Origin of the sequence: Streptomyces sp. NPDC032472 (assembly GCF_040636955.1) — a bacterium.
Classification (GTDB): Bacteria; Actinomycetota; Actinomycetes; order Streptomycetales; family Streptomycetaceae; genus Streptomyces.
On sequence record NZ_JBEZVK010000028.1, the window covers coordinates 73,621 to 98,466 of the forward strand.

At 71.5% G+C, this 24,846-nt stretch carries 19 protein-coding genes; 4 read left to right on the forward strand and 15 right to left on the reverse strand.

The window, feature by feature from the left end:
* Positions 1-96 precede the first annotated feature (96 nt).
* A complete protein-coding gene (locus AB0F11_RS20600; protein ID WP_362175561.1) occupies positions 97-1,593 on the forward strand; it encodes an amino acid permease in 1,497 nt (498 codons plus the stop codon).
* Between the two features lie 57 nt (positions 1,594-1,650).
* On the opposite strand, the gene AB0F11_RS20605 is transcribed toward AB0F11_RS20600, so the two are convergent.
* Entirely contained in the window at positions 1,651-2,724 is a 1,074-nt protein-coding gene (locus AB0F11_RS20605; protein WP_362175563.1) for an LCP family protein, read from the reverse strand.
* A 126-nt stretch (positions 2,725-2,850) separates the two neighbouring features.
* Here AB0F11_RS20605 and AB0F11_RS20610 point away from each other — a divergent pair, with 126 nt between their 5' ends.
* Complete coding sequence (locus AB0F11_RS20610; protein ID WP_362175566.1) at positions 2,851-3,999, forward strand: hypothetical protein; 1,149 nt, start codon at positions 2,851-2,853, stop codon at positions 3,997-3,999.
* A gap of 24 nt (positions 4,000-4,023) precedes the next feature.
* Here AB0F11_RS20610 and AB0F11_RS20615 read toward each other — a convergent pair whose 3' ends face one another.
* The 8 genes from AB0F11_RS20615 to AB0F11_RS20650 form a co-directional block, all read right to left on the reverse strand.
* The gene (locus AB0F11_RS20615) at positions 4,024-5,625 is read right to left on the reverse strand and encodes a glycosyltransferase family 2 protein (RefSeq protein WP_362175569.1); all 1,602 of its coding nucleotides are present in this window, start codon (positions 5,623-5,625) and stop codon (positions 4,024-4,026) included.
* Positions 5,626-5,638: 13 nt separating this feature from the next.
* Positions 5,639-6,454 carry an Ig-like domain-containing protein gene (locus tag AB0F11_RS20620; protein WP_362175572.1) on the reverse strand — a complete coding sequence of 272 codons (816 nt, stop codon included), beginning with the start codon at positions 6,452-6,454 and terminating at the stop codon, positions 5,639-5,641.
* 11 nt (positions 6,455-6,465) lie between these two features.
* Positions 6,466-7,272 (reverse strand): rhamnogalacturonan acetylesterase, encoded by an 807-nt coding sequence (locus AB0F11_RS20625; protein WP_362175575.1) that lies wholly within the window; start codon positions 7,270-7,272, stop codon positions 6,466-6,468.
* Positions 7,273-7,274: 2 nt separating this feature from the next.
* Positions 7,275-8,780 (reverse strand): bifunctional cytidylyltransferase/SDR family oxidoreductase, encoded by a 1,506-nt coding sequence (locus AB0F11_RS20630; protein ID WP_362175578.1) that lies wholly within the window; start codon positions 8,778-8,780, stop codon positions 7,275-7,277.
* A gap of 87 nt (positions 8,781-8,867) precedes the next feature.
* Entirely contained in the window at positions 8,868-10,862 is a 1,995-nt protein-coding gene (locus AB0F11_RS20635) for a hypothetical protein (RefSeq protein ID WP_362175581.1), read from the reverse strand.
* Positions 10,863-11,027: 165 nt separating this feature from the next.
* A complete protein-coding gene (locus AB0F11_RS20640; protein WP_362175584.1) occupies positions 11,028-12,011 on the reverse strand; it encodes a signaling protein in 984 nt (327 codons plus the stop codon).
* Between the two features lie 206 nt (positions 12,012-12,217).
* Positions 12,218-14,347, reverse strand: a complete 2,130-nt coding sequence (locus tag AB0F11_RS20645; protein ID WP_362175587.1) for a 3-hydroxyacyl-CoA dehydrogenase NAD-binding domain-containing protein — start codon at positions 14,345-14,347, stop codon at positions 12,218-12,220.
* On the reverse strand, positions 14,344-15,570 hold the full coding sequence (locus AB0F11_RS20650) for an acetyl-CoA C-acyltransferase (protein ID WP_361902460.1): 1,227 nt from the start codon (positions 15,568-15,570) through the stop codon (positions 14,344-14,346). The genes AB0F11_RS20645 and AB0F11_RS20650 overlap by 4 nt, the downstream gene beginning before the upstream one ends.
* A 330-nt stretch (positions 15,571-15,900) precedes the next feature.
* Between AB0F11_RS20650 and AB0F11_RS20655 the strand changes: the two genes are divergently transcribed.
* Positions 15,901-17,070, forward strand: a complete 1,170-nt coding sequence (locus AB0F11_RS20655) for an alpha/beta fold hydrolase (RefSeq protein WP_362175591.1) — start codon at positions 15,901-15,903, stop codon at positions 17,068-17,070.
* Positions 17,071-17,175: 105 nt separating this feature from the next.
* Here the strand turns inward: AB0F11_RS20655 and AB0F11_RS20660 are convergent, their stop codons facing one another.
* The 3 genes from AB0F11_RS20660 to AB0F11_RS20670 form a co-directional block, all read right to left on the reverse strand.
* Positions 17,176-18,456 carry a ribonuclease D gene (locus tag AB0F11_RS20660; protein WP_362175594.1) on the reverse strand — a complete coding sequence of 427 codons (1,281 nt, stop codon included), beginning with the start codon at positions 18,454-18,456 and terminating at the stop codon, positions 17,176-17,178.
* A 283-nt stretch (positions 18,457-18,739) separates the two neighbouring features.
* Positions 18,740-19,402 (reverse strand): response regulator transcription factor, encoded by a 663-nt coding sequence (locus tag AB0F11_RS20665; RefSeq protein ID WP_007267191.1) that lies wholly within the window; start codon positions 19,400-19,402, stop codon positions 18,740-18,742.
* A 327-nt stretch (positions 19,403-19,729) separates the two neighbouring features.
* A complete protein-coding gene (locus AB0F11_RS20670) occupies positions 19,730-20,386 on the reverse strand; it encodes a DUF3000 domain-containing protein (RefSeq protein ID WP_361902451.1) in 657 nt (218 codons plus the stop codon).
* A 91-nt stretch (positions 20,387-20,477) separates the two neighbouring features.
* Between AB0F11_RS20670 and hemE the strand changes: the two genes are divergently transcribed.
* The gene (hemE, locus tag AB0F11_RS20675; RefSeq protein ID WP_362175597.1) at positions 20,478-21,542 is read left to right on the forward strand and encodes a uroporphyrinogen decarboxylase; all 1,065 of its coding nucleotides are present in this window, start codon (positions 20,478-20,480) and stop codon (positions 21,540-21,542) included.
* Between the two features lie 49 nt (positions 21,543-21,591).
* On the opposite strand, the gene AB0F11_RS20680 is transcribed toward hemE, so the two are convergent.
* The 3 genes from AB0F11_RS20680 to AB0F11_RS20690 form a co-directional block, all read right to left on the reverse strand.
* Positions 21,592-22,308 (reverse strand): IPT/TIG domain-containing protein, encoded by a 717-nt coding sequence (locus AB0F11_RS20680; RefSeq protein ID WP_362175600.1) that lies wholly within the window; start codon positions 22,306-22,308, stop codon positions 21,592-21,594.
* Positions 22,309-22,389: 81 nt separating this feature from the next.
* Positions 22,390-23,115 (reverse strand): hypothetical protein, encoded by a 726-nt coding sequence (locus tag AB0F11_RS20685; protein ID WP_362175603.1) that lies wholly within the window; start codon positions 23,113-23,115, stop codon positions 22,390-22,392.
* A 69-nt stretch (positions 23,116-23,184) separates the two neighbouring features.
* A complete protein-coding gene (locus AB0F11_RS20690; RefSeq protein ID WP_362175606.1) occupies positions 23,185-24,567 on the reverse strand; it encodes an FAD-dependent oxidoreductase in 1,383 nt (460 codons plus the stop codon).
* Between the last annotated feature and the right edge of the window lie 279 nt (positions 24,568-24,846).

Sequence of the window (24,846 nt, forward strand, 5' to 3'; positions counted from 1 at the left end):
GATGCGCGGTTGCACGTCACGGGCCGGGAGATCACCCTGGTAGGGGTGGGCCTCCCGGCCCGTCTGTGTGCGTCGTCACCTTTCGGAGGTGCGTCGGTGAGTACGGATCTCAACAGCCCCTTCCGCACCAAGACGGTGGAACAGTCCATCCGGGACACGGAGGAGCCGGAACACGCGCTCCGCAAGTCGCTCTCCGCCTGGGACCTGACCGTCTTCGGTGTGGGCGTCATCATCGGCACCGGCATTTTCGTTCTCACCGGCATCGCCGCCCGGAACAATGCCGGTCCCGCCACCGCCCTCGCCTTCGTGGCGGCGGGCGTGGTCTGCGCCCTGGCGGCGCTGTGCTACGCCGAGTTCGCGTCCACCGTGCCGGTGGCGGGCTCCGCGTACACCTTCTCGTACGCCTCCATCGGCGAGCTGCCCGCCTGGATCATCGGCTGGGACCTGGTGCTCGAATTCGCCCTCGGCACCGCCGTCGTGGCGGTCGGCTGGTCCGGCTACGTGCGCGCCCTCATGCACACCAACCTCGGCTGGAGCCTGCCCGTGGGGCTCTCCGGGCCCGACGAGGGCGGCACCTTCGACCTGCTGGCCTTCCTGCTGGTCCTGGCGCTGACCGCGATCCTCGTCGTCGGGACGAAGCTGTCGGCCCGCATCACCGCGATCGTCGTCGCCATCAAGGTGACCGTGGTCCTGCTCGTCATCATCGCGGGCCTGTTCTTCATCAAGGCGGACAACTACAAGCCGTTCATCCCGCCGGCCGAGCCGCAGGCCGGAGGCAGCGGCTGGAAGGCCCCGCTGGTCCAGCTGATGTTCGGGTACGCGCCCACCAACTTCGGCGTCATGGGCATCTTCACCGCCGCCTCCCTGGTCTTCTTCGCCTTCATCGGCTTCGACGTGGTGGCCACCGCCGCCGAGGAGACCAAGAACCCCCAACGGGACATGCCGCGCGGCATCCTGGGCTCGCTGCTCATCTGCACGGTGCTCTACGTGGCCGTGACGGTCGTGGTCACCGGTATGCAGCACTACACGCAGATGTCGCCCACCGCCCCGCTCGCCGAGGCCTTCAAATCGGTGAACCAGCCCTTCTTCGCCGGCGCCATCAGCCTCGGCGCCTCCGTCGGCCTGATCACCGTCTGCATGATCCTGCTGCTGGGGCAGACCCGGGTGTTCTTCGCGATGAGCCGTGACGGGCTGCTGCCGCGCGTCTTCTCGGTCACCCACCCGAAGTTCCGCACCCCTTACCGGGCGACGGTCCTGCTCGGCGTGGTCATCGCCGTCATCGCCGGCTTCACCAGCCTGGAGAAGCTCGCGGAACTGGTGAACATCGGCACGCTGTTCGCCTTCGTGGTCGTTGCGCTGGGCGTCATCATCCTGCGCCGCACCCGCCCCGACCTGCACCGGGCCTTCCGCACCCCGTGGGTGCCGGTGGTTCCGATCCTGTCGATCGCCGCCTCGCTCTGGCTGATGCTCAACCTGCCGGCCGAGACCTGGCTGCGGTTCGGGATCTGGATGGTGATCGGCTTCTTCGTGTACTTCCTGTACGGGCGCCACCACAGCCGCCTCGGCAAGGCCGGCCGGGACGCCACCTTCTGACGCACGGGCCGCCTGCGCACCGGCGCCGCACCCGCATCCCGGGTGCGGCGCGGGTCTTCAGCCCTTGTTCGCCGTGGCCGGGGACTTCTTCGCGTCCGCCGGGATCGCCTGGTCGGTGCGCAGGGCCTCCCAGAGCCGGCCCGCCTGCGGCTGTGCGACCACCACGCGGTTGGGGTCCACCTTGTCGTACGCGACCGGGAGCATGATCGTCTCCATGGTGTCCGGGTTGACGCCCTTCATGCTTTGGGCGAAGTCGGACAGCGCGGTCAGCGAGGCGAGTTCGGAGTCCGTGGTCAGCGACTTGGTGCCGGCGTCGGCGAGCTTGTAGAGGCGGGCCGGGCTGCCGAGGGCGTCCTGCTTCTTGATCTCGGAGAGCATCGCCATCATGAACTGCTGCTGCAGACCTATGCGGCCGAGGTCGCTGCCGTCGCCGTACCCGTAGCGGGTGCGGACGAACTTCAGCGAGTCGGTGCCGTTCAGCCGGTGGGTGCCGGCATCCAGCTTCAGGCCGCCCTTCGCCCCGCTCATCGGCTTGTCCAGGGTGACGGTGACCCCGCCGAGCGCGTCCACCAGCCCCTTGAAGCCGGCGAAGTCGACCTCGACGAAGTGGTCCACGCGGATGCCCGACATCTGCTCGACGGTCTTGACCACGCAGGCCGGTCCGGCGAGCGAGTAGACGGAGTTGAACATCACCCGGTCGGCGCCCTCGACGGTCTTGCCGTCGGAGTCCTTGCACTCGGGCCGGGATATCAGGGTGTCGCGCGGGATGCTGATCGCGGTGGCCTTGGAGCGCCCCTCGGGGAGGTGAATCAGCATGGCCGTGTCCGAGCGGGCGCCGCTGACGTCGCCGTGGTCCAGGTCCGCGTTGGCGCCGGCGCGCGAGTCGGAGCCGAGGACGAGGACGTTCTGCGCTCCGGGTACGACCTTCTTCGGGCGGTTGTCGCCGATCGCCTGGTCCAGGTCGACGCTGTCGATGTTGCCGTTCAGGTGGCTGTACGCCCACCAGCCCGCCCCGCCGGCCGCGAGGACGAGCACTGCCACGGTCAGCAGAAGGATCCGCAGGACGCGCCGGCCGCCGCGCCGGGGCTTGCGCCCGGGCGTCGGAGAGGGGGCCGAGGGGCGGTCGGTCATGGAGGCAGTGCCCTTCTATCATCGAATGGGGTGCATCATAAGACACGCTTTCGAGTGGCTGGTTCTTTCGGGTGAAGGCCCGGCTCCTCGGGCTCGGACATAGTCGGCAGAAGGGTGGACAGCGGCGTGAACCGAGGCAAAGGCGGGAACGGATCCGCCTCTTCGGCTCCCGGGACGCAGGACGCCCGCACGGGTGGACCGGGTCCGCGCCGGACCTCCCCGCCGGCCGGAAAGTGGCTGTTCGCCGGGGCCGACGGCCGTCTGACGGCGTACGCCTGCACCCGGGACGGCCTGCGCCGCTGGACCGAGGCCGAGGCCCCGCACAGCGGCTGGACCGGCCCGGACTCCTTCGAGGTCCCCGGCTGGCTCGGCCCCGCCGCCATGGCGCAGAGCCGCGAGGGGTACGTGCACTTCGTCGCGCTCAGGGCCGCGGACGACGGCTCGGAGCGACCGGAAGTCATCGTCTCCACCCAGTTCCAGTCCGGCCGCGGCATGATCGACTGGCACGGACTGGGCGTTCCCGGCCTGCGCGGCGGCCCCGCCGACGACCGGCTGACCGGCCCCCCGCGCATCGCCGTCAACCAGCGCTCCGGCTCGATCCACGTCATCGTCTCCCTCCAGCACTCCGGCATCCTGCGCCGCAGCCGCAACGCCGAGGGCGCCTGGGGCGGCTGGAAGCCGGTCGCCGCACAGAGCTACCGCGGCGACGTGACCCCGCTGATGCCGGCCGGCGGGCAGCTGGAGATGCTCGCCCTCGGGCCCTCCGGCGCCGACCGCTGGATCGGCATCGGCCAGGGCCGCTTCGGGCTCGCCGAGACCATCCCCACGCCGGTCGTCCCCGGCAGCCCGGCCGTCTGCGAGACGGGCGCCCGCAGGGTCACGTACTTCTGGCGCTACCCGGGCGACGGCTCGCTCGTCGCCTGGCGGGCCGCCCGACCGGGCGTCCAGGGCGGGCTGATGAGCCTCGGCGGGGCGGGCGGGCGCGGCGCGCCCGGCGTCGCGCGCGCCATGGTCGGGGGCTACGACTGCACGGTGCTCGCGCAGACCGGCGCCGAGCGCGACATCGAGGTCACCGCGTACGTCACCGAGAACGAGGGCTACGGCACCTGGTGGGCCTCCCTCGGCGGCCACGGGGCCTACGCCCCGCAGGTGGCGGTCGATGCGGCCGGCCGGATCGTCGTCGCCGCGTTCGACGAGACGGGCGCCCCGATGTGCGCCCGCCAGGACACCGGCGCCCAGGGGCTGGCCTTCGGCCCGTGGGAGCCGCTGGCGTAGAGCGCGTGCCCGAGCACGTCCGGCTCAGGCGCTCCCGGGCAGCGGAGCCCGCTGCACCACCTCGATGCTCAGGCCGCCGTCCTGCGTGTAGTACGGGGTGGCGGCCAGCTCCATTCCCGGCGCACCGGGCGCGTCCGCGATCCGCACCGGCATCCGGGCCGTCGTGTCCAGCTCGGGCGCGCGCCGCGCGCCGAGCCGCACCTCCTGCCGGACTCCCTCGAAGGACACGGAGAGGTACAGGTCCCAGGTGCCCGGCGGCAGCGGCCAGCCGCTGGAGGTCTGCGCCAGGTTCACGCGCGCCGAGAACCGGCCCATCGCCCGGGCCTTGCCCTTGGAGTTGGTCAGGGTGTCGTCCCGGCGGGCCGTCACCGCGTGGCTCTCCTGCGCGCCGCTGGTCCGCTCCCGCAGCACCACCCGGGTGGCCCGGTCCTTCGTCGACAGCTGCTCGAAGAAGGCGTAGCCGTCGAGCAGCAGCATCGGCCCGTCCCAGCGGGCCCGCTGCAGCTGCTGGCTGACCGTCATGTCACCGGTGATGTCGAACAGCTCGTCCGGCAGCGGGACCTGCGGATCACGGAAGAACGGCAGCGTCGTGTAGACCCGGCCGTTCTCGACCGTCTTGCGGACGGCCGGCCGGTCCTTGTCGGCCTCGAACGCGGCCATCGCCTGCGCCTCCGCGAACCGGCCCTGCGCGAGCAGCGCGAACCGCACGGCCACCGTCCGCGGCAGCAGCGCCAGCGCCCCCGGCGCCGCCTGGCCCCGCAGCACCTCGGCCGCGGCCCACAGCGCCTGGTCCCGCTCGGCCGGGTCGGTCGCCGACAGCAGCGCCGCCGCGGTGGCCTTGCCGAGCTCCACCTCCAGGTGGCGCGACTGCAGCCGGTCCCGGCGCGGGCCCGGCGGCAGCTGCGAGGCGATCAGCGCCAGCATCCGCGAGGCGAGCGCGACCCGGTCCGAGAGGGTGGCCCGGTTGGCGGGCGAGGGGCCCTTGATGACGCAGACCGCATCGCCGACGACCGACACGTTGTCCGCGCCGAGGTACGCGCCGGCGGTGAAGACCTGGTCGTCGCCGATCGGCGTGTCGGTGGGGAAGACCAGGGCGCGGCGGTGCAGCAGGCCGGTGCGGAACAGCTTGTCCGGGGTCAGCGACCAGTACACGCGCGAGGTGTACGCATCGGTGTACGCCTGGTTCTTGCGGAACATCGACGTCGCGACCGGGTGCCGGCCCGAGCTCTCCAGCTTGCCCAGCACCACGTCGGCCTCGTTGGCATCGGCCGCCGCGACCATCCGCTCCAGGGCGTCCGGCGCCAGCCGGTCCGTCGCCTCCAGGAAGATGACGTACCGTCCGCGCACCTGGCTCAGCGCCCAGTTGCGGGCCGCCGCCGGGCTCAGCCCCTGCGACACCTGCCCCACGCGGACGAACGCCGGGTACTGGTGCGCGGCCCTGGCCAGGACCGAGCCGCTCTCGTCCGTCGACCCGTCGTCGACGCCGATGATCTCCAGCCGGTCCGTGCCGATGGTCTGCGCGAGGACGGACGCCAGGCAGGCGTCGAGCGCCGCGGCCTGGTTGGAGACCCGGATCGCGACGGACACGTCCTTGACGTCGGCGGGGCTCACGACGGCGGTGTTCATGCTGCTGGGTTCCTCATCGGGTGTGCGCGGACTGGTCGGGGCGGGGCCAGGGCATCTCGCCGGTCAGCTCCGGCCACTGCCAGGGCCGGAACGCGACCTCCGTCGGGTGCGCCGGGAAGGCTCCCGGGGCGTGGTCCAGGGAGCCCACGAAGACGTTCACGTGCGAGGTCTGCTGCTCCCCGGAAGGGGTGCCCACCGTGTACGTGAACCGGTCGTACCCGCTGAAACCGGGCGCCGGGCTGTACGTCACCCAGCCGTCGTACGACAGCTGCGCATCGCCGTGGCGGGGCGCCGACACCCCGATCGCCGTACTGCCCGCGGGGCACGCGGACAGCACGTTCACCGAGCCGGATCCGCCCGGCGCGGCCGTCAGGCGCAGGCCCCGGGCGGCGGGCGCCCGCAGCGGCAGCGCCTCGGCGTCGAGCTTCGCCGTGCGGATGGTCCTGCGCCCGCTCGCGTCCGGGACGCCGACCATGATCTGCGGCCGGATCCGCCGGTTCGCGGCCGCGGCCGTGTCGCGCACGCGCAGGTGCAGGACGCCGGTCGCGGTCTCGCCGGCCTCGGCGCGGATGCGGAACCAGCGCTGCTTGGGGAAGTACTCCAGGCCCTGCATGCCGACGATGTCGGCGGCCTCGGCCAGCGGTGCCTGGAGCAGGTAGCCGCAGCCGCGCGGGGCGCCCTGGTCGGCCGCCACGGACAGGCCCAGCTGGAGCGTCTCGCCGGGCGCGACGCCGCGGCGCGGGTCGGCCGAGCTGTACAGGGCCGCGTACACGGCGCTGGGCGCCGCGCCCTCGCCGAGGGCCCGGCCCCGGCACAGGAGGTGGTTCACGGGACGACTCCTCAGGCGCCGGGGTACGTGGAGACGCGGGACGCGGTGCGGTGGCGGAAGGTCTCCTCGTCCAGCCAGCCCATCTCGCTGTAGTCGAAGCGCGTGCGGTCCAGGTCCCGGCCCCAGTGGGCCGGGATGATGCCCTGCTCCAGCATGCTGCGCACGGTGAAGCGCGCGACCTCGACCGCGCCCTCCGCCCGCAGGTGCACGTTGTCGCCGTCCAGGATGTGCTTCTGGAGGGGCTCGCCGCGGCGCAGGTACACGAAGACGGCCTTGCTCGCCTCCGGCCCGAGCTCCTCCCACCACTGCAGGCTCTGCCCGTACACGTCGACCACCGGTACGTGCTCCTCCTCGGCCAGCAGCCGGGCGGCGGCCGGGTAGTCGCCGAGGAAGCGGGCCACGTTGCCGTGCCGGTCGATCCGCCGCCGCTCGTACGGCAGGTAGATCACCGGGTGGCCCCCGCGCTCGCGCGCGCCGTGCACGTACGCGGCCATGTGCTCCATGAAGGTGGAGTACGGCTCGGTGTGCAGGCCAGGGTCCGGCTTGATGTCGTTCTGGCCGAAGCCGAACAGCAGGTAGTCGCCCGGATCCATGTTCTCCAGGATCCACTGGAGCCGGCCGCGTTCGCGGAAGCTCTTGGAGCTGGCCCGAGCCCGGGCGCAGGCCACCACCTCCACCTCGTCCGTGAGGAAGAGCGGCATCGTCTGCGCCCATCCGGCCATCGGCAGGAAGCTGTACGGGCGGCTGACCGCGTTGGAGCCGCCGACCACGAAGATCTTCGGGCGGCGGCCCGGCTGCGGGGAGGGTGCGTACGTCACGCCTAGACCCCCTGGTCCTCCGTGGTCTGGATCAGCACGTTCGCGAGCGCCTCCTCGAAACCGGAGCGCTGCGCCGGGGTCGAGGTCGGGTCCTGCCTGCGTACGTCGATCACGTGGCCGGTCATCTCGGAGAGCAGCACGTCCAAGGAGGTCAGCGCCACCGACTCGGAGGTCAGCAGCGAGCCCGCGGGCTCCTGGCCGAAGGCCTTGGTGCGCATGGGGGTGGCCGTGCGCTCGGGGTTCACGCAGTTGACGCGGATGCCGTCCTCGGCCCACTCGTCGGCCAGCGCCTGGGTCAGGTTGACCATGGCGGCCTTGGTGGAGGAGTACAGGCTGTACTCGGCGCGGCCGCGGGTGTAGCTGCTGGAGGTGAACAGCAGCAGCTGGCCCCCGGTCTCGCTGAGGTACTTGTACGCGGTCCGGGCGATGTTCACGGGCGCGAGGTAGTTGACCTCCAGCGCCTCGCGGACGGTGTCGTTGTCGGCCTCGTCGAGGCGGCCGACGCGCAGCACGCCCGCGGTGTTGACGACGTAGTCGATGCGGCCGGTCTCGCCGTAGGCCTTGGCCAGGGCCTCCTCGACGTGGGCCGGGTTCTCCACGTGCGTGCCGGTGGTGGAGCGGCCCAGGGCATAGACGCGGGCCCCGAAGCCCTCGGCGATGCGGCAGATGTCGGCGCCGATGCCGTACGAGCCGCCGAAGACCACCATCGTCTTGCCGGCCAGCTGCTCGCGGTAGGCGGCCTCGCCGGCCTGGGCGGGCGCGGCGTGGGAGGCGAGCTGGAACAGCTTGTCGGCGATGAACACGTCGACGGGCTGAGTGACCTTCATGTTGTAGTCGTCGCCGGTGACCACGTGGACCGGGACGTCCGGCAGGTACTTCACGACCACGGAGCAGTCGTCGGTGGCCTGGAAGAACGGGTCGGCGGCCGCCCGCTCGTACGCGGCGCGGATGGTGGACAGGCGGAAGCCCTGCGGGGTCTGGCCGCGGCGCAGCCGGGAGCGGTCGGGCACCTCGGTGATGAACTCGCCGTCGTCGCCGTGGGTCCGGGTCACGATGACCGTGTCGGAGGAGGGGATGGCGACGTCGACGGCCTGGTAGCGCTCCAGGGACTCGACGCACTCGCGCACCACGCGCTGCGAGAGCAGCGGGCGCACGGCGTCGTGGAAGAGGAGGTTGCAGTCCTCGCCCTCGGCGAGCCGCTCGGCGGCGGCGCGGATGGCGATGCGGGTGGTCTCGCTGCGGGTCGAGCCGCCGGCCAGGACCGCGGTGACCTTGCCGAGGCGGGCCCGCTCGACGATGCGGCGGGCGTCCTCCACGTAGGCGGGCGTCATCAGGAGGAGCACCTCGTCGACGTCCGGCGCGTTCTCGAAGACGTGCAGGGTGTGCTCCAGGATCGGCTTCCCGGCGATCTTGAGCAGCTGCTTGGGTATCTCGAGCCCGATGCGCTGGCCGGTGCCGCCGGCGAGGACGACGGCGATGGTGCGGTGGGGGACTGGTCTCGGGGACACGGTCTCCTTCTTCCTGAGCGGGGGGATGCGGCACTGCGGTGGGGACGCCGGCGACGCGGTGGGACGGGGGGATCCGGGGCGCGGCGGCTAGACGGGGAAGGGAGCCGGCTCCGGGTATTCGATGGGGAAGTCGCGCAGTCCGCGCCGGTAGAGGTCGTTGGCGGCCGCGTTGAAGCGGACGATCGAGGGCGGGTACTCGCCGCCGAGGAGGTACTCCTTGAGCTGCTCGCGGTAGGGGGCCATGACGTCCTGGGAGGGGTTGAGCGTGGCCTCGATGGCCTCGGCCAGGCCGTTGCAGTCGGCGTCCAGCAGGTACGAGGCGTACGCGGTGCGCTGCTCGTTGCGGAACTCCTGGTCGGGCAGGCCCTCCAGGTTGAAGATCGCGTACGGCTTCAGGGTCGCGACGAAGTCGGAGACCACGCTCGACATGTCGCCGATGAGCAGGTCGGACTGGTTGAAGCAGTCGTACAGGGCCGGGATGCGCTCGGTGACCACGTGGTGCGCGGCGTCGGGCATGGCGCTCCAGTACAGGGCCCCGGCCTGGTTGCGGCTGCGCCGGATGCGCGCGGTGCGCTCCTCCTCGGTGAGGTCGGGGTACTTCGACCGCACGCCGCGCTCGGAGAGGTCGGCGATGCGCTGGTCGATCCGGGCGAGCTTCTTGGCCGCGGCCTTGGAGTCGGTGAGGTTGCGCCCGAAGCGGCGGGCGTTGTCCTCCTCCAGGAGGGCGATGACGCGCCGGTGGGCTGCGGCGGCGACGGGGGAGCGCGAGCCGGTCAGCGGGTGCGGCTTGTAGATGATCCGGATCTCGCGGTCGTAGTCGAGGAGGGCCTTGATGAGCTTCTCGCCGGCCGGGATGACGGAGGTGTAGCAGGCGTCGTCGGTCCAGCCCTCCCAGGTGGGGGCGTAGATGACGGTGGGGATGGGCCCGGAGACCCGGCCGGTCCAGCTGTGCAGGGGCATCAGCTGGGGGCGTCCGACCTCGACGATCTGGTGCGGGGAGACGGCGTGCTTGATGCGCTCGTAGCGGTCGCGGCCGGCCCGGCCGGCGACCCAGATCTCGTCGAAGACCTTGCTGACGCGGTTGCTGCTGGCGAGCTTGTCGCTGTCGCCGTGGCCGATGAAGACGTGCTTGACCTCGGCGCGCTGGAGCATGTGCACGTTTTTACCCGCATTGCCCGGATAGAGGGCGACGCGGAGCTCGTTCATCTCTATTCGCGCGAGATTGTCCGCTTTGGGAATGCAGATGACGGGGACGGAGGTCGCGTCCAGGTAGCGCAGGGTGGCCCGCTCGCGCAGCACGATGATGGGCCGCAGGTCCAGTGCCTCCAGGGCCTCCAGCCACATGTTCACCTGGTACATGAAGTCTTTGGAGATGGCGGCGAAGGTGAAGTACAGCGCGACCTGGGGGCGGTATTCGGCCAGCTGGTGGTTGAGCTCGTCGATGGCCTCGTCGGTGGTGGGCAGCTTGAGCGCGTTACGCGCGTCGGGCACCAGCACCAGCAGGAAGAAGTAGGCGAGGAAGACGGTGGTGATCATGCCGTACGTGACCCAGCGCCAGTCGTCCGTGGCGATGGTGGCGAGCGCTCCCGCCACGAGCGGGATGTCCAGGTGCAGCGTCTTCCTGACGTGCTTGTTCATCAGGAACGGGTGGGGCATGCGGCGGATGCCGAGCGCCTCCAGGTCCAGTCCGCGGGTGGTGAAGGGCAGCTCGTTGCGCATCTTGCGGACGTGCTTGAGCAGGGCCCCGTAGGCGAGCTGGAGGATGAACAGCAGCAGCAGGCCGATGGTGGTCATCTGCGCCACGAACGACTCGATGTCGGCCACGGCCCCGCACAGGCCCAGCAGCAGGAACTGCCGGATCAGGAAGCGCATCGTCAGGCCGAAACGTGAGTCGCGCAGCTTCTCCAGGGTCGGCGACTCGGTGTTGTGGAGCATCAGGTCGGCGACGTAGCTGAGGGCCGCGCAGCCGGCGAAGAGGGGGAGCGAGACGAACGCGACGGCCACGAGCATCCCGAGGAAGCTGAGGATGAGCGCAGCGGTGATTCCGACGCCGAGCGCGGCGCGAAGCCGCTTGGAGCCCATGGTGCGGTGCCTCCCCTGTGGAGGTATAAGAGTCGCGTGAAGTGTCGCAGTAGTATAAGCAGCCTGATGGACGGCCCTAGAACGTGCCATGAACCACAGGCCAATGATTACGGGCCTTGTTGCGCGAATATGTGACGACGATCCCCCCGGCCGGCGGAGCGGGTCTCAGGGCGTGAACCGATACAGCGCCAGGTCGCGCCGGTCCTTCTCCTTCACGGAAAATCCGATGCACAAAGCGGGTTGCCCCCCGACGCGGCTGATCGCGATTCCCTCCGGCTCCCGAAACGCCAGATCCGGGGCCACCGTCACGTGGTGGCGCCCCTGCGCCTTGCCGGTCCGCACGTCGATTGCGGAGATATAGGTATTGCCGCCCGACTTTCGCGGATTCTTGCCGTTCTTCCCGCTGTAAGGGTTGCCCGTCAGCACGTACACGTAGTCGCCGTACAGCGCGCAGCCCTGGAACCACTCCTCTTCCTTGACCTGCACACCGGCCCGGATCGTCTGCGCCGCGTCGAAGCGCCCGTCGAGGAAGTCGGCCATCCCGTACACCGAGAACCGGTGCACGCCCTCCTCCTCGTGGCTCACCAGCACCCGCTCGTCCTCGAGGTCGAGCGCGGGACACACGTCGACGGAACCGGGCACCGGGTCGAAATGCCGGACCGATTCGTGGGAACTGTCGAGGACCTCGCCGTCCTTGAACGGCACGCGCACCACCGTGCGCCCGTAGCCGCTCTCCGGATCGGCCCGGCCCTCCAGCCATATGTACGTACGCGATCCCGTCGGCTCCACACCGAAGGAAATTCCATGGCCGAAGCCGCGCAGATACATGTGCCCGAGGGTTTTCCCGGAACTGCTCAGCCGGGTCAGGCACATATCGCCGGCGGACTTGCGCTCGCCGGAGTCGCGCGCCTCGTCCTCGCCGTCGAGCTGCAGACCGCTCTGCACCGTCTGCAGCGCGTAGACCTGCCCGTTGGTGTCGTCGAACGCGAACGACTGCGGGCCGGTCGTGTTGAACAGGGGCGTCGGCGCCAGCAACTGCGCACCGGTGCGCATGTCGAACTCGCCGGCCAGGGGCTGGGGGTCGCCCTGCTCGCCCGGGCCGGGCCGCAGCGCCCATGCCAGGCCGCTCGTACCGAGCCCGGCGGCCACCGCGCCGCCCGCGAAGAGCAGGGTCCGGCGGCTGAGGGGTCTCTTGCCATCCGCCATGGATCGTATTCTGCCAGCTCACCCGGCCCGCCCCGGCGCCGGGCCCGGTAATGCGGGGGCCCGCAATGCGGCGGACGCCCGCCCCCGCCAGGCGGGGACGGGCGTCCGCTTGCTCACACGGCATCAGGCCGTGGCGGCGGCGGCCGGTGTCAGGCCGGGACGCTCGCCAGACCCGGGGCGAGGAACTTCTTGCCGTTCACGCGCTCCGAGACGCCCTCGCGGTCCAGGTACGGCGTGATGCCGCCCAGGTGGAAGGGCCAGCCGGCGCCCGTGATGAGGCAGAGGTCGATGTCCTGGGCCTCGGCCACGACACCCTCCTCCAGCATCAGGCCGATCTCCTGCGCCACCGCGTCCAGGACGCGGTCGCGGACCTGCTCCTCGGTCAGGACGGAGTCGCCCTGGACCAGGAGCGCGGCGACCTCGGGGTCCAGCTCCGGCTTCCCGGAGTCGTACACGTAGAACCCGCGCTTGCCGGCCTCGACGACCGCCTTCAGGTTCGGGGAGACCTTGAAGCGCTCCGGGAAGGCGGCGTTCAGGGTCTCGGAGACGTGCAGGCCGATCGCGGGGCCCACGAGCTCCAGCAGCACCAGCGGGGACATCGGCAGGCCGAGCGGCTCGATGGCCTTCTCCGCCGTGACGACCGGGGTGCCCTCGTCGATGACGTTCTGGATCTCGCCCATGAAGCGGGTCAGGATGCGGTTCACGACGAACGCCGGGGCGTCCTTGGTGAGGACCGCGGTCTTCTTCAGCTTCTTGGCGACACCGAAGGCCGTGGCCAGCGAGGCGTCGTCGGTCTTCTCACCGCGGACGATCTCCAGCAGCGGGAGGATCGCGACCGGGTTGAAGAAGTGGAAGCCGACCACGCGCTCCGGGTGCTGCAGCTTGGAGGCCATCTCCGACACCGACAGCGAGGAGGTGTTGGTGGCGAGGATCGCGTGCGCCGGGGCGACCGCCTCGACCTCCGCGAACACCTTCTGCTTGACGGACATCTCCTCGAACACGGCCTCGATGATGAAGTCCGCGTCCGCGAAGCCCTCGGCCTTGTCCAGGACACCGGTCACCAGCGCCTTGAGGCGGTTGGCCTTGTCCTGGTTGATCCGGCCCTTGCCCAGCAGCTTCTCGATCTCGGCGTGGACGTAGCCCACACCCTTGTCGACGCGCTCCTGGTCGATGTCGGTGAGGACCACCGGCACCTCCAGGCGGCGCAGGAACAGCAGCGCCAGCTGCGAGGCCATCAGGCCCGCGCCGACGACGCCGACCTTGGTCACCGGGCGCGCCAGGCTCTTGTCCGGGGCGCCGGCCGGGCGCTTGCCGCGCTTCTGGACCAGGTTGAAGGCGTAGATGCCCGAGCGCAGCTCGCCGCCCATGATGAGGTCGGCCAGGGCCTTGTCCTCGGCGTCGAAGCCCTTCTGCAGGTCGCCGTCCTTGGCCGCCTCGATGATCTCCAGCGCCCGGTAGGCGGCCGGGGCCGCGCCGTGCACCTTGGAGTCCGCGATGAAGCGGCCCTTGGCGACGGCCGCGTCCCAGGCCTCGCCGCGGTCGACCTCGGCCCGTACGACCTCGGTCTCGCCCCCCAGGACCTTCGCGGTCCACAGCAGCGACTGCTCCAGGAAGTCCGCGCCCTCGAAGATCGCGTCGGCGATGCCGAGCTCGAAGACCTGCTTGCCGCGCAGCTGCTTGTTCTGGTTGAGCGAGTTCTCGATGATCACCGAGACCGCGCGCTCGGCGCCGATCAGGTTCGGCAGGATGGCGCAGCCGCCCCAGCCGGGGACCAGGCCGAGGAAGACCTCGGGCAGCGAGAAGGCCGGGATGGCCTTGGAGACGGTGCGGTAGGTGCAGTGCAGACCGACCTCGACACCGCCGCCCATCGCCGCGCCGTTGTAGTACGCGAAGGTGGGGACGGCCAGCGCCGACAGGCGCTTGAAGACGTCGTGGCCGCCCTTGCCGATGGCCAGCGCCTCGTCGTGGCTCTTCAGCAGCTCGACGCCCTTGAGGTCGGCGCCGACCGCGAAGATGAACGGCTTGCCGGTGATGCCCGCGCCGACGATGGAGCCGGCGATGGCCTCCTGCTCGACCTGGTCGATGGCCGCGTTCAGGTTGGCCAGGGACTGCGGGCCGAAGGTGGTCGGCTTGGTGTGGTCGAAGCCGTTGTCCAGCGTGATGAGCGCGAAGCGCCCGGCGCCGAACGGCAGGTCCAGGTGGCGCACGTGCGCCTGGGTGACGACCTCGTCCGGGAACAGCTCGGCCGCGCCCTTCAGGAGCTCAGCGGTGGTGCTCACTTGGAGTCTCCCTCGGCGTTGAAGTTCGGGTTCTCCCAGATGACCGTCGCGCCCATGCCGAAGCCCACGCACATGGTGGTCAGGCCGTAGCGGACGTGCGGCTGCTCCTCGAACTGGCGGGCCAGCTGCGTCATCAGGCGGACGCCGGAGGAGGCCAGCGGGTGGCCGAAGGCGATGGCGCCGCCGTACTGGTTGACGCGGGCGTCGTCGTCGGCGATGCCGTAGTGCTCCAGGAACGCGAGGACCTGGACGGCGAAGGCCTCGTTGATCTCGAACAGGCCGATGTCCTCGATGGACAGGCCCGCCTGGGCGAGGGCCTTCTCGGTGGCCGGGATCGGGCCGTAGCCCATGACCTCCGGCTCCACGCCGGCGAAGGCGTAGGAGACGAGGCGCATCTTGACCGGGAGGTTGTTCTCGCGGGCGAAGTCCTCGGAGGCGATGATCGCGGCGGTGGCGCCGTCGTTGAGACCGGCGGCGTTGCCCGCGGTGACCCGGCCGTGCGTACGGAACGGGGTCTTCAGGTTCGCCAGGTTCTCCAGCGTGGTGCCCGGGCGCATCGGCTCGTCGGAGGTGACCAGGCCCCAGCCCGTCTCACCGACCTCCGCGTTGGTGTTGCGCACCGAGATCGGGACCAGGTCCTGCTGGATCTTGCCGTCGGCGTACGCCTTGGCGGCCTTCTCCTGCGAGCGCACGGCGTACTCGTCGGCGCGGAGCTTGGTGATCGTCGGGTACCGGTCGTGCAGGTTCTCGGCGGTCATGCCCATGAACAGGGCGGACTCGTCGACCAGCTTCTCGGAGACGAAGCGCGGGTTCGGGTCCACGCCTTCGCCCATGGGGTGGCGGCCCATGTGCTCGACACCGCCGGCGAGGGCGACGTCGTACGCACCGAAGGCCACACCGCCCGCGACGGCGGTCACGGCGGTCAGCGCGCCGGCGCACATGCGGTCGATGGAGTAGCCCGGGACCGACTGCGGCAGGCCCGCGAGGATGCCGGCCGTGCGGCCCAGCGTGAGGCCCTGGTCGCCGATCTGCGTGGTGGCGGCGATGGCCACCTCGTCGATCTTCTTGGGGTCCAGGTCCGGGTTGCGGCGCAGCAGCTCCCGGATCGCCTTCACGACGAGGTCGTCGGCGCGGGTCTCGTGGTAGATGCCCTTCGGGCCCGCCTTGCCGAACGGGGTGCGGACGCCGTCGACGAAGACGACGTCCCTGACGGTACGAGGCACGTTGGCTCTCCTCCAGGTGCGGGATGGCACTGCTGCGCGTGACGGGCGCGCGTTGACTGAGCGCCCGCTCACCCCGTCATGCTACTTGCGGGTAACCAATGTGCACAGCCCTCCCCCCATACGCGGTGAACGTCACACCCGCCCCCGGCGCCAAGACCCCCGCGCGCCCCCTGCGCGCGCCCACCCGATCGGAGCGGCCGGACGCCCCGATGGGGTCGTCCTCGGCCGCCGGCCCGGCCCGGCTCCGGACCGGGAGTCCCGGCGGCGCCGATCCTTGGCTCCGCCCGGAGGCGCCCCCTCCCGGCCTCCCCCGAACGATCGGAGTCCCGCATGGCGCCCATCAAGCACACCGACCACGCCGTCGAGCACAAGTCGACCGTCCCCGCCAACTACAACCTCCTCGTGAAGCTCTTCGTCCGCGAGTACGACGGCACACCGGAGCACACCCCGCCCGAGAAGCGCCGCGCCGTCCTGATGCTGCACGGCAGGACCGTTCCGGTCCTCGCGGTGTACGACATCGGTCTCGGCGACTACAGCTGGTCCAGGGTGCTGGCGCACGCCGGTTACGACGTGTTCATGATGGACCTCCAGGGGATGGGGCTCTCGCCCCGGCCGGAGATGGACAGCGCGTACAACGGCAACCCCGCCCAGCACGACCGCGTCACGTACCCCAATCTGCCGCTGCCCTCCGACGGCCCCCCCACGTACCCCCACCAGCTGGGCAACTCGCAGAGCGACTGGGACGAGGTCCACACGGTCGTCGAGTACATCAAGGACCTCCACGGCGTGAAGCAGGTGGACCTGATCGGCAACTCCGCCGCCGCGTTCGCGCTGGGCCCCTACGCCATCCAGCACAAGGACAACGTCCGCAGCCTGATGTTCCAGGCACCCGTCTTCCCGCCCAACGGCACCGACAGCGCCCCCGGGACCGAGTTCGGCGCCCCGGTCCCGCTGCCCACGAACACCCCGCCGTACCCGATGGCCCTCGGCAACAAGGCGGGGGTGGAGGCGGCCTGGAAGGCCGAGACCAGCTCCGACTGCCCGAGCCAGAAGGCGCCGGGCATCGTGGACACGGTCTGGGAAGCGATCATGGCGAGCGACCCCGTGGGCCGCACGTGGGGCAAGCCGCTGCCGGGGGGCGGGGCGGAAGGGATCAATCGCCAGCGCCAGACGTTCTGGTGGGGGTGGAACAAGAAGACCGCGCCCCTGCACGGCACGCTCGGCGGCCCGGTCCCCGTCTTCATCGTGTACGGGGACCTGGACAAGACCGTCACCACCGGGCCCCTGTCCGTCACGGAGCTCTACAAGGCCATCGCGGGTGAGAACAAGCTGATGTTCAAGGTGTCCTGCGCCAGCCACCAGATGCCCTGGGAGGGCCGGCGCACGACGCTGCAGACCATGTCGAAGCAGTGGCTCAAGCACGGCAAGGTGTTCGGGAAGGACAAGGGCAGCTTCCACCTGGACGACAACGACGACGTCACGCCGCAGCCCGTGCCGTAGGACGCCGGGGCGCCGGGGCGGCGCGTACTCGCGCGGCCGGCCCGCGCGAGAGCCCCCGGGTGGCCGGGGGCTCCGTGTCGTGCGCCCTCGGGCGGGCGGCGCCGGTCAGGCGGTCGTGGCCAGGGCCGTGACCAGGGCCGGGGTCACCTGTTCGATCTGCCACGGGCGGGCGCCGTAGCCCGCCAGGGCCTCGGCCACCGTGTCCTGCTCCAGCCGCTGCGGCGGCTCCCAGCACAGCCGGCGGACCGTGTCGGGGGTGACCAGGTTCTCCTGCGGCAGGCTCAGCCGCTCCGCCAGCGCCGACACTGCGGTGCGCGCGGCCGACAGCCGGGCCGCGGCGGCCGGGTCCTTGTCGGCCCAGGAGCGCGGCGGCGGCGGGCCGGCCGGGGCGGCGCCCGGCTGCGGCAGCTCGTTCTCGGGCAGCGCCTTGGCCCGGTCCACGGCGGCCATCCACTGCTCCAGCTGGCGCCGGCCCATCCGCTGCCCGTAGCCGGGCAGGGCCGACAGTGCGTGGAGGTGCGCCGGCAGGGCGAGCGCGGCCTCGACGATCGCGGCGTCGCTCAGGACCTTCCCGGGCGAGACGTCGCGGCGCTGGGCGATGCGGTCGCGCACCTCCCACAGCTCCCGTACGACGGCCATCTGCCGGCGGCGGCGCACCTTGTGCATGCCGGACGTGCGGCGCCAGGGGTCCTTGCGCGGCGGAGCGGGCGGCGCGGCGGCGATGGCGGCGAACTCCTGCCGGGCCCATTCCAGCTTGCCCTGCCGGTCCAGCTCCTTCTCCAGCGCGTCCCGCAGGTCGACCAGCAGCTCCACGTCGAGCGCGGCGTAGCGCAGCCACGGCTCGGGGAGCGGACGGGTGGACCAGTCGACGGCGGAGTGCCCCTTCTCCAGCGCGTAGCCGAGCACGCTCTCGACCATCGCGCCCAGTCCGACCCGGGGGAAGCCGGCGAGGCGGCCGGCGAGCTCGGTGTCGAAGAGGGAGGTGGGGACCATGCCTATTTCGCGCAGGCACGGCAGGTCCTGCGTGGCGGCGTGCAGGATCCACTCGGTTCCGGACAGGGCGTCGCCCAGTGCGGACAGGTCGGGGCAGCCGACCGGGTCGATCAGCGCGGATCCCGCGCCTTCGCGGCGCAGCTGCACGAGGTAGGCGCGCTGGCCGTAGCGGTATCCGGAGGCGCGCTCGGCGTCGACGGCCACGGGCCCGGTGCCCGCGGCGAAGGCCGCGACCACCCGGGCGAGGGCCTCCTCGTCGGCGACCACCGGAGGGATGCCCTCGCGGGGTTCGAGCAGCGGAATCGGCAGCCCATCGGACGGAGTGTCGTCGTCCGGGGGGCCGCCCCCGGGGGTGGTGCGCAGGTGTGCTGCGGTCTCTTGGGCGTCGGTCACCGCTCAAGGGTATCCGCGGATCGGACGCGCCCGTCGCCGGAACGTTCCGGCGACGGGCGCGCTGGCGGGGTCCCGCCGTTCGCCCGGGGTTCCTGCGGCGTTGCCCCCGGCGTTGTCTTCGGCGTTGTCTTCGGCGGTGTCTTCGGTCTTGCCTTCGTCTTGCCTTCGTCTTGCCTTCGGTGGTCGCTTCGGCGGTGTCTTCTTCGGTGGTGTCTTCTTCTTCGGTGGTGCCGTCGTCAGGGCAGTGGGGAGTGCAGGGGCGGGGGAGAGGCGGCGGCAGGGGTCAGTGGATGATTCCGGTCCGCAGGGCGACGGCGACCATTCCGGCGCGGTCGCCGGTGCCCAGCTTGCGGGCGATGCGGGCGAGGTGGGACTTCACGGTCAGGGCGGACAGGCCCATCGAGACGCCGATGGCCTTGTTGGACTGGCCCTCGGCGACGAGGCGCAGGACCTCGACCTCGCGGCCGGAGAGCTCGCGGTAGCCGCCCGGGTGGCTCGGGGCACCCGGGGGGCGGCGGTGCATGCGCGCGGCGGCGGCGCCGATGGGGGCGGCGCCGGGGCGGGTGGGGAGCCCGATGTTGGTCCGCGTGCCGGTGACGACGTAGCCCTTCACACCGCCCGCGAGGGCGTTGCGCACGGCGCCGATGTCGTCGGCGGCGGAAAGGGCCAGGCCGTTCGGCCAGCCCGCCGCGCGGGTCTCGGAGAGCAGGGTCAGACCGGAGCCGTCGGGCAGGTGCACGTCGGCCACGCAGATGTCGCGCGGGCTGCCGACGCGGGGGCGGGCCTCCGCGATGGACGACGCCTCGATCACATCACGGACTCCGAGGGCCCACAGATGGCGGGTCACGGTGGAACGGACGCGCGGGTCGGCCACGACGACCATGGCCGTCGGCTTGTTCGGGCGGTAGGCGACCAGGCTTGCGGGCTGCTCGAGAAGAACGGACACCTAGGCCTCCTGGGGGAGTGGCGGGACGGCCGGCTCGGGGAAGGAAGCCGGTGCGAACCGTGCGGATGGTCATTGACTCCTTCGGCACGTCACCCGCCCGGCTTTAGGGAATGATCACGATTTGGTGAGTAACAATTCGGGCAATTCGGACGCACGATCGATCATCGGGTGATCAGATGCCCACAATCTGTGCCGCTTTCGGGCGTCGCGCCGAAGGCTTTCGATCAGCCGTTCCAGCCGCCGTCGCCCGCACGGGGCCACGGCCCCCGGACGGGTGCCTCCGTACGGCCGCAGCACCCGCGGGCGCTGCGCCGTACGGCGCCACCGCTACGGATGGTGTGGACCGCGCCGCTGTGGCAGGGAGACCACGCCCGTGCCCGACTCGCCCGGACCGATCGGCGGCAGCCCCGCGATCTGGCACAGCAGCTCGCACCAGGCCGCCAGGTGGCCCGGCGTGTCCGGCACCCCGCCCACGCCCTCGCGCGGCGTCCACGAGGCCCGGATCTCGATCTGCGTCGCCGCCCGCCGCTCGGCGAGCCCGCCGAAGTAGTGGGAGGCCGCCATGGTCACGGTGCCGCCCGTCTCGGCGTACGACAGCCCGCGCGCGTCCAGCGCCCCGGTCAGCCAGGACCAGCACACCTCCGGCAGCAGCGGGTCCGCGGCCATCTCCGGCTCCAGCTCCGCCCGTACGAGGGTCACCAGGCGGAAGGTACCGCGCCAGGCGTCGTGCCCCGCCGGGTCGTGCAGCAGGATCAGCCGGCCGTCGGCGAGGTCGTCCTCGCCGTCCACGACCGCAGCCTCCAGGGCGTACGCGTACGGGGCCAGCCGCTGGGGCGGTCTGGCGGGATCGATCTCGATCCCCGGTCGCAGGCGCGCCTTCTTCAAGCCCTCGACCGCCCGTCGGAACGGGAGCGGGACGGAGCTCTCCTTCCCGCTGTCCATACCGTCGGCGCCATCTGAAAATCGTCCCTGAGCCGCAGCCATGCCCGGAAGACTAGGCGGAACGAGGGCTTGTGCGGCGCAGGGACACCCGCGCCGGGCCGGGCACTTCTTCATACGTGCGAAGATTTGCCGCGTGAGCGCCAACGACCGCCCCACGGGCCAGCCGAGTCAGACGTACGATTCCGCCTTCCTGAAGGCGTGCCGCCGCGAGCCGGTACCGCACACGCCGGTGTGGTTCATGCGGCAGGCAGGGCGCTCGCTCCCCGAGTACCGCAAGGTGCGCGAGGGGACCCAGATGCTGGAGTCGTGCATGCGGCCCGACCTGGTCACCGAGATCACGCTCCAGCCGGTGCGCCGCCACAAGGTGGACGCCGCGATCTTCTTCTCCGACATCGTGGTCCCGCTGAAGGCCATCGGCATCGACCTCGACATCAAGCCGGGCATCGGGCCGGTCGTCGCCCAGCCGATCCGGCGCCGCGAGGACCTCGCACAGCTGCGCGACCTGACCCCCGAGGACGTCGCGTATGTCACCGAGGCCATCGGCATGCTCACGGGTGAACTCGGCTCCACGCCGTTGATCGGCTTCGCCGGTGCGCCTTTCACCCTTGCGAGCTACCTCGTCGAGGGCGGGCCGTCGCGCAACCACGAGCACACCAAGGCCCTCATGTACGGGGACCCGCAGCTGTGGGCGGACCTCCTCGACCGGCTGGCCGAGATCACCTCCGCCTTCCTGAAGGTCCAGATCGAGGCCGGTGCCTCGGCGGTCCAGCTGTTCGACTCCTGGGTCGGCGCGCTCGCCCCGGCGGACTACCGCCGCTCGGTGATGCCCGCCTCGGCGAAGGTCTTCGAGTCCGTCGCCTCCTACGGCGTCCCGCGGATCCACTTCGGTGTCGGCACGGGCGAACTGCTCGGCCTGATGGGCGAGGCCGGTGCGGACGTCGTCGGCGTGGACTGGCGGATCCCGCTGGACGAGGCCGCCCGGCGCGTCGGGCCCGGCAAGGCGCTCCAGGGGAACCTGGACCCGGCGGTGCTGTTCTCCACCCCCGAGGCGGTGGAGGCCAAGACGGACGAGGTCCTCGCGGCCGCGGCCGGCCTGGAGGGCCACGTCTTCAACCTGGGCCACGGCGTCCTGCCGACCACGGACCCGGATGCCCTCACCCGCCTGGTGGACCACGTCCACACCCGCACCGCCCGCTGACCCGTCGTCCGCCGGGGCGCCGCCCCCTGGGGCCGCCCCCGGCGGGCCGTCAGGGCTTCGCGTTGGTGCAGGTGAGCTTGACCTCCATCCGTGCCGAGGTCATGTTCTGCGCGTGCAGGTCGGTGGCGATGGTGCGCTGGAGCGCGTTCGGGGGGACTACGACCACCCTGCGGATGGAGGCGACCTCCGTCTGGCCGTTGAACTCGACCGTGCCGGGTTCAACGGGATCCTGGCTGGACTGCTGCGTCCAGTAGTAGTTGACCTTGCCCTTGCCGGTACCGTGGATCTTCCCCTCGAAGATCACCTGGTTCTCCTTGGCGCAGTCGACGGCGGTCGCCGGGGTCTTGTCCTCGACCTCGACGAGGGTGACCTGCACGTTCCCCTTGCCGCTGCCCGTCTTCTCCCGGGGAGGCGTCTGGCACCGCACGTGCTGGGAGCTGGTCGTGCCCGGCTCCTTGAAGGTGACCGAATACCTGCCGTACGGGACCTTCGGCTTGCTGAACGCGCCGAGGTTGTCCACGGTGACCCGCAGGTTCGTCCGCGGGCCTTCGATCCTGACGGACTGGTCGGCCGGGAAATTGTTCAGCTGAAGGTCGTACGTGGTCACGCCCGGTCCGCGCGCGATCAGCAGACACGAGCCGGCGGCCGGCAAGGCTGCCGGCGCCCCGGCACTGGGCTGCGCGGCGGCGGCGGCGAAGGCGGGAGCGGCGGCGACCGAGGAGGCGAGGAGCGGCGCGAGGAGCACGAGTCGGCTACGGCGTTTCATGGTGGCGACCTTCTGAAGCGGGAAACATCGGCGGACCGGGGCGCGGCCCGGCCCCACGGGCGGGGCGGCGTGGAGGACGGATCACGGCTGCTTGCAGGTGAAGGTCACCAGATCGCTCTCCTTGACCAGGTTGAACTTGGGCACGTGGAGGGTGACGCGAACCTCTGCCTTGGAGGCGGTCGTGGGCGTTCCCGCCGGCACCACCAGGAGGTCGCTGTGCCCCGTGTTGCCGGGCTCGAAGGTGTGCGACCGCTGCTGTATCGGGTCGGCGCTGGACAACAGCGTCCAGTACCAGCTGACCTTGCCGGTGCCCGTCACCTCGATGAGGCCGTCGAACTCGGCCTTCTGCGGTGTGCTGCAGTCGACCGTCTGGTCCTTGGTGAGGGTCTTGATGCCGATCCTGGTGACCTTCACGGTCTGCTTGCCGCCGTCCTGATTCTTGCGGGGCGGCGTCTCGCAGTGGACGCTCTGCTGCGCGTCCTCCTGGCGGTAGCTGACCTGGTACGTGCCGTACCGGACACGCTGCCGGACGAGCTCGCCCTGGTCGTCCACCGCGGTCTTGAGCGCCGTCTTCGGCCCCTCGATCCGTACCGACTGCTGCGCGGGGAACCCGCTCAGGTGAAGGTCGTAGCCCTTGTTCTTGCCCGACGCGCCGGTGTCGTTCGGTACCAAGGCGCAGGAGGGAACCGGACGGGCGCCGGCCGCCGACGGACGGCCCGGTGCCGCGTACGCCGGGGCGAGGGCAACCGAGGAGACGAGGAGCGGGGCGGCGAGGAACGCCAGACGCCGGTGCCGGTGCCGGTTCATCGTGTTTGCCCTTCGTGAGAGGAAAGTCCCCGAGGTGCCCCCGATGTCCGATCTTCAGGATATCGGCCGTCACGCCCCGGCCGCGCGCACGGCCGACACCGCCTTGCGGGCCGCGACCAGGATCGGGTCCCAGACCGGGGAGAACGGCGGCGCGTAGCCGAGGTCGAGGGTGACGACCTGCTCCACGGTCATGCCCGCGGTCAGGGCGACGGCCGCGATGTCCACCCGCTTCGCCGATCCCGCCCCGCCGACGATCTGCACGCCGAGCAGCCGCCCGGTGCGCCGCTCCGCCAGCATCTTGACCGTCATGTCGGCCGCCGTCGGGTAGTAGCCGGCCGTGGTGGTGGAGCCGATGGTGGCGGTCACGAAGCGCAGGCCCGCCTCCAGGGCGTCCTTCTCCCGCAGACCGGTCCGGGCGATCTCGAGGTCGCACACCTTGCTGACCGCGGTCCCCACCACCCCCGGGAACGTGGCGTAGCCGCCGCCCACGCCCGAGCCGATGACCTGCCCGTGCTTGTTCGCGTGGGTGCCCAGCGGGATGTGCCGGTGGCGCCCGGCGACCAGGTCCAGGACCTCCACGCAGTCGCCGCCGGCCCAGATGTTGCCGTGCCCGCGGACCCGCATCGACAGGTCCGTCAGCAGGCCGCCCGACTCCCCGAGCGGCAGGCCCGCCTCCCGGGCGAGCACGGTGCGCGGCTCCACGCCGATGCCGAGGACCACCACGTCCGCCGGGTACTCCTGCCCGGCCGCCGTGGCCACCGCGCGGGCCCGGCCCTCCTCGTCGGTCAGGATCTTCACCACCTCGGCGCGGGACACGGTGGCGATGCCCATGCGGTTCATCGCGCCGTGCACCAGGCGGCCCATGTCCGGGTCGAGGGTGGCCATCGGCTGCTCGCCGCGGTGCAGGACGGTGACCTCGTACCCGCGGTGCACCAGCGCCTCGGCCATCTCCACGCCGATGTAGCCCGCGCCGACGACCACCGCCCGGCGGCCCGGCGTGTGCTCCAGGGTGTCCATCAGGCGCTGCCCGTCGTCCAGGGTCTGGACGCCGTGGACCCCGTGCGCGCCGATCCCGGGCAGCCGCGGCCGGACCGGCCGGGCGCCCGTGGCCAGGACGAGCTTGTCGTAGCCGGTCCAGGATTCGGCCCCCGAGTCCAGGTCGCGGACCCGGACCCGGGCGGCGGCCGGGTCGAGCTCCACGACCTCCGTGCGGGTGCGCAGGTCGATGCCGCGGGCCCGGTGCTCCTCGGGGGTACGGGCGATCAGCCGGTCCCGGTCGGGGACCTGGCCGCCGATCCAGTACGGGATCCCGCAGGCGGAGTACGAGGTGAAGTGCCCGCGCTCGAAGGCGGTGATCTGCAGTTCCGCCGGGCCCTTCAGCCGTCGGGCCTGGGAGGCGGCCGACATGCCTGCCGCGTCGCCTCCGACCACCACCAGTCGTTCCGCTGCCATCGTCCGCACCGTCCTTCGCTTCCGCCGCCGCTGTCTTCGGGGAACACGCTACGGCCGTACGGGTGTTCAGCCCGAAACCCCCGCAGACTCCGTCGGGTCGGCGGTGCGGGCCGGGTCCTCGGGCCGCCCGGTGCCCAGTCCCCCGGCCGCGGTGCGGGCGCCGCTGCGCGGAGCAGTCCCCTCTCCGCCCCTTCCCGCTGTGCCGGATGTGCGGCTCCGCCGCGTGGCGGGCTCCGCCCGGACCCGGTTCCGGGCGCTTCGCGCCCGGTGCGCTCAAAC

What these genes read in the sequence shown, in the direction of transcription:
- AB0F11_RS20605 (WP_362175563.1), bottom strand. Translation starts at nt 2,724, where the DNA reads ATGACCGACCGCCCCTCGGCCCCCTCTCCGACGCCCGGGCGCAAGCCC.
- AB0F11_RS20615 (WP_362175569.1), bottom strand. Translation starts at nt 5,625, where the DNA reads ATGAACACCGCCGTCGTGAGCCCCGCCGACGTCAAGGACGTGTCCGTC.
- AB0F11_RS20635 (WP_362175581.1), bottom strand. Translation starts at nt 10,862, where the DNA reads ATGGGCTCCAAGCGGCTTCGCGCCGCGCTCGGCGTCGGAATCACCGCT.
- AB0F11_RS20655 (WP_362175591.1), top strand. Translation starts at nt 15,901, where the DNA reads ATGGCGCCCATCAAGCACACCGACCACGCCGTCGAGCACAAGTCGACC.
- AB0F11_RS20670 (WP_361902451.1), bottom strand. Translation starts at nt 20,386, where the DNA reads ATGGCTGCGGCTCAGGGACGATTTTCAGATGGCGCCGACGGTATGGAC.
- AB0F11_RS20680 (WP_362175600.1), bottom strand. Translation starts at nt 22,308, where the DNA reads ATGAAACGCCGTAGCCGACTCGTGCTCCTCGCGCCGCTCCTCGCCTCC.
- AB0F11_RS20685 (WP_362175603.1), bottom strand. Translation starts at nt 23,115, where the DNA reads ATGAACCGGCACCGGCACCGGCGTCTGGCGTTCCTCGCCGCCCCGCTC.
- AB0F11_RS20690 (WP_362175606.1), bottom strand. Translation starts at nt 24,567, where the DNA reads ATGGCAGCGGAACGACTGGTGGTGGTCGGAGGCGACGCGGCAGGCATG.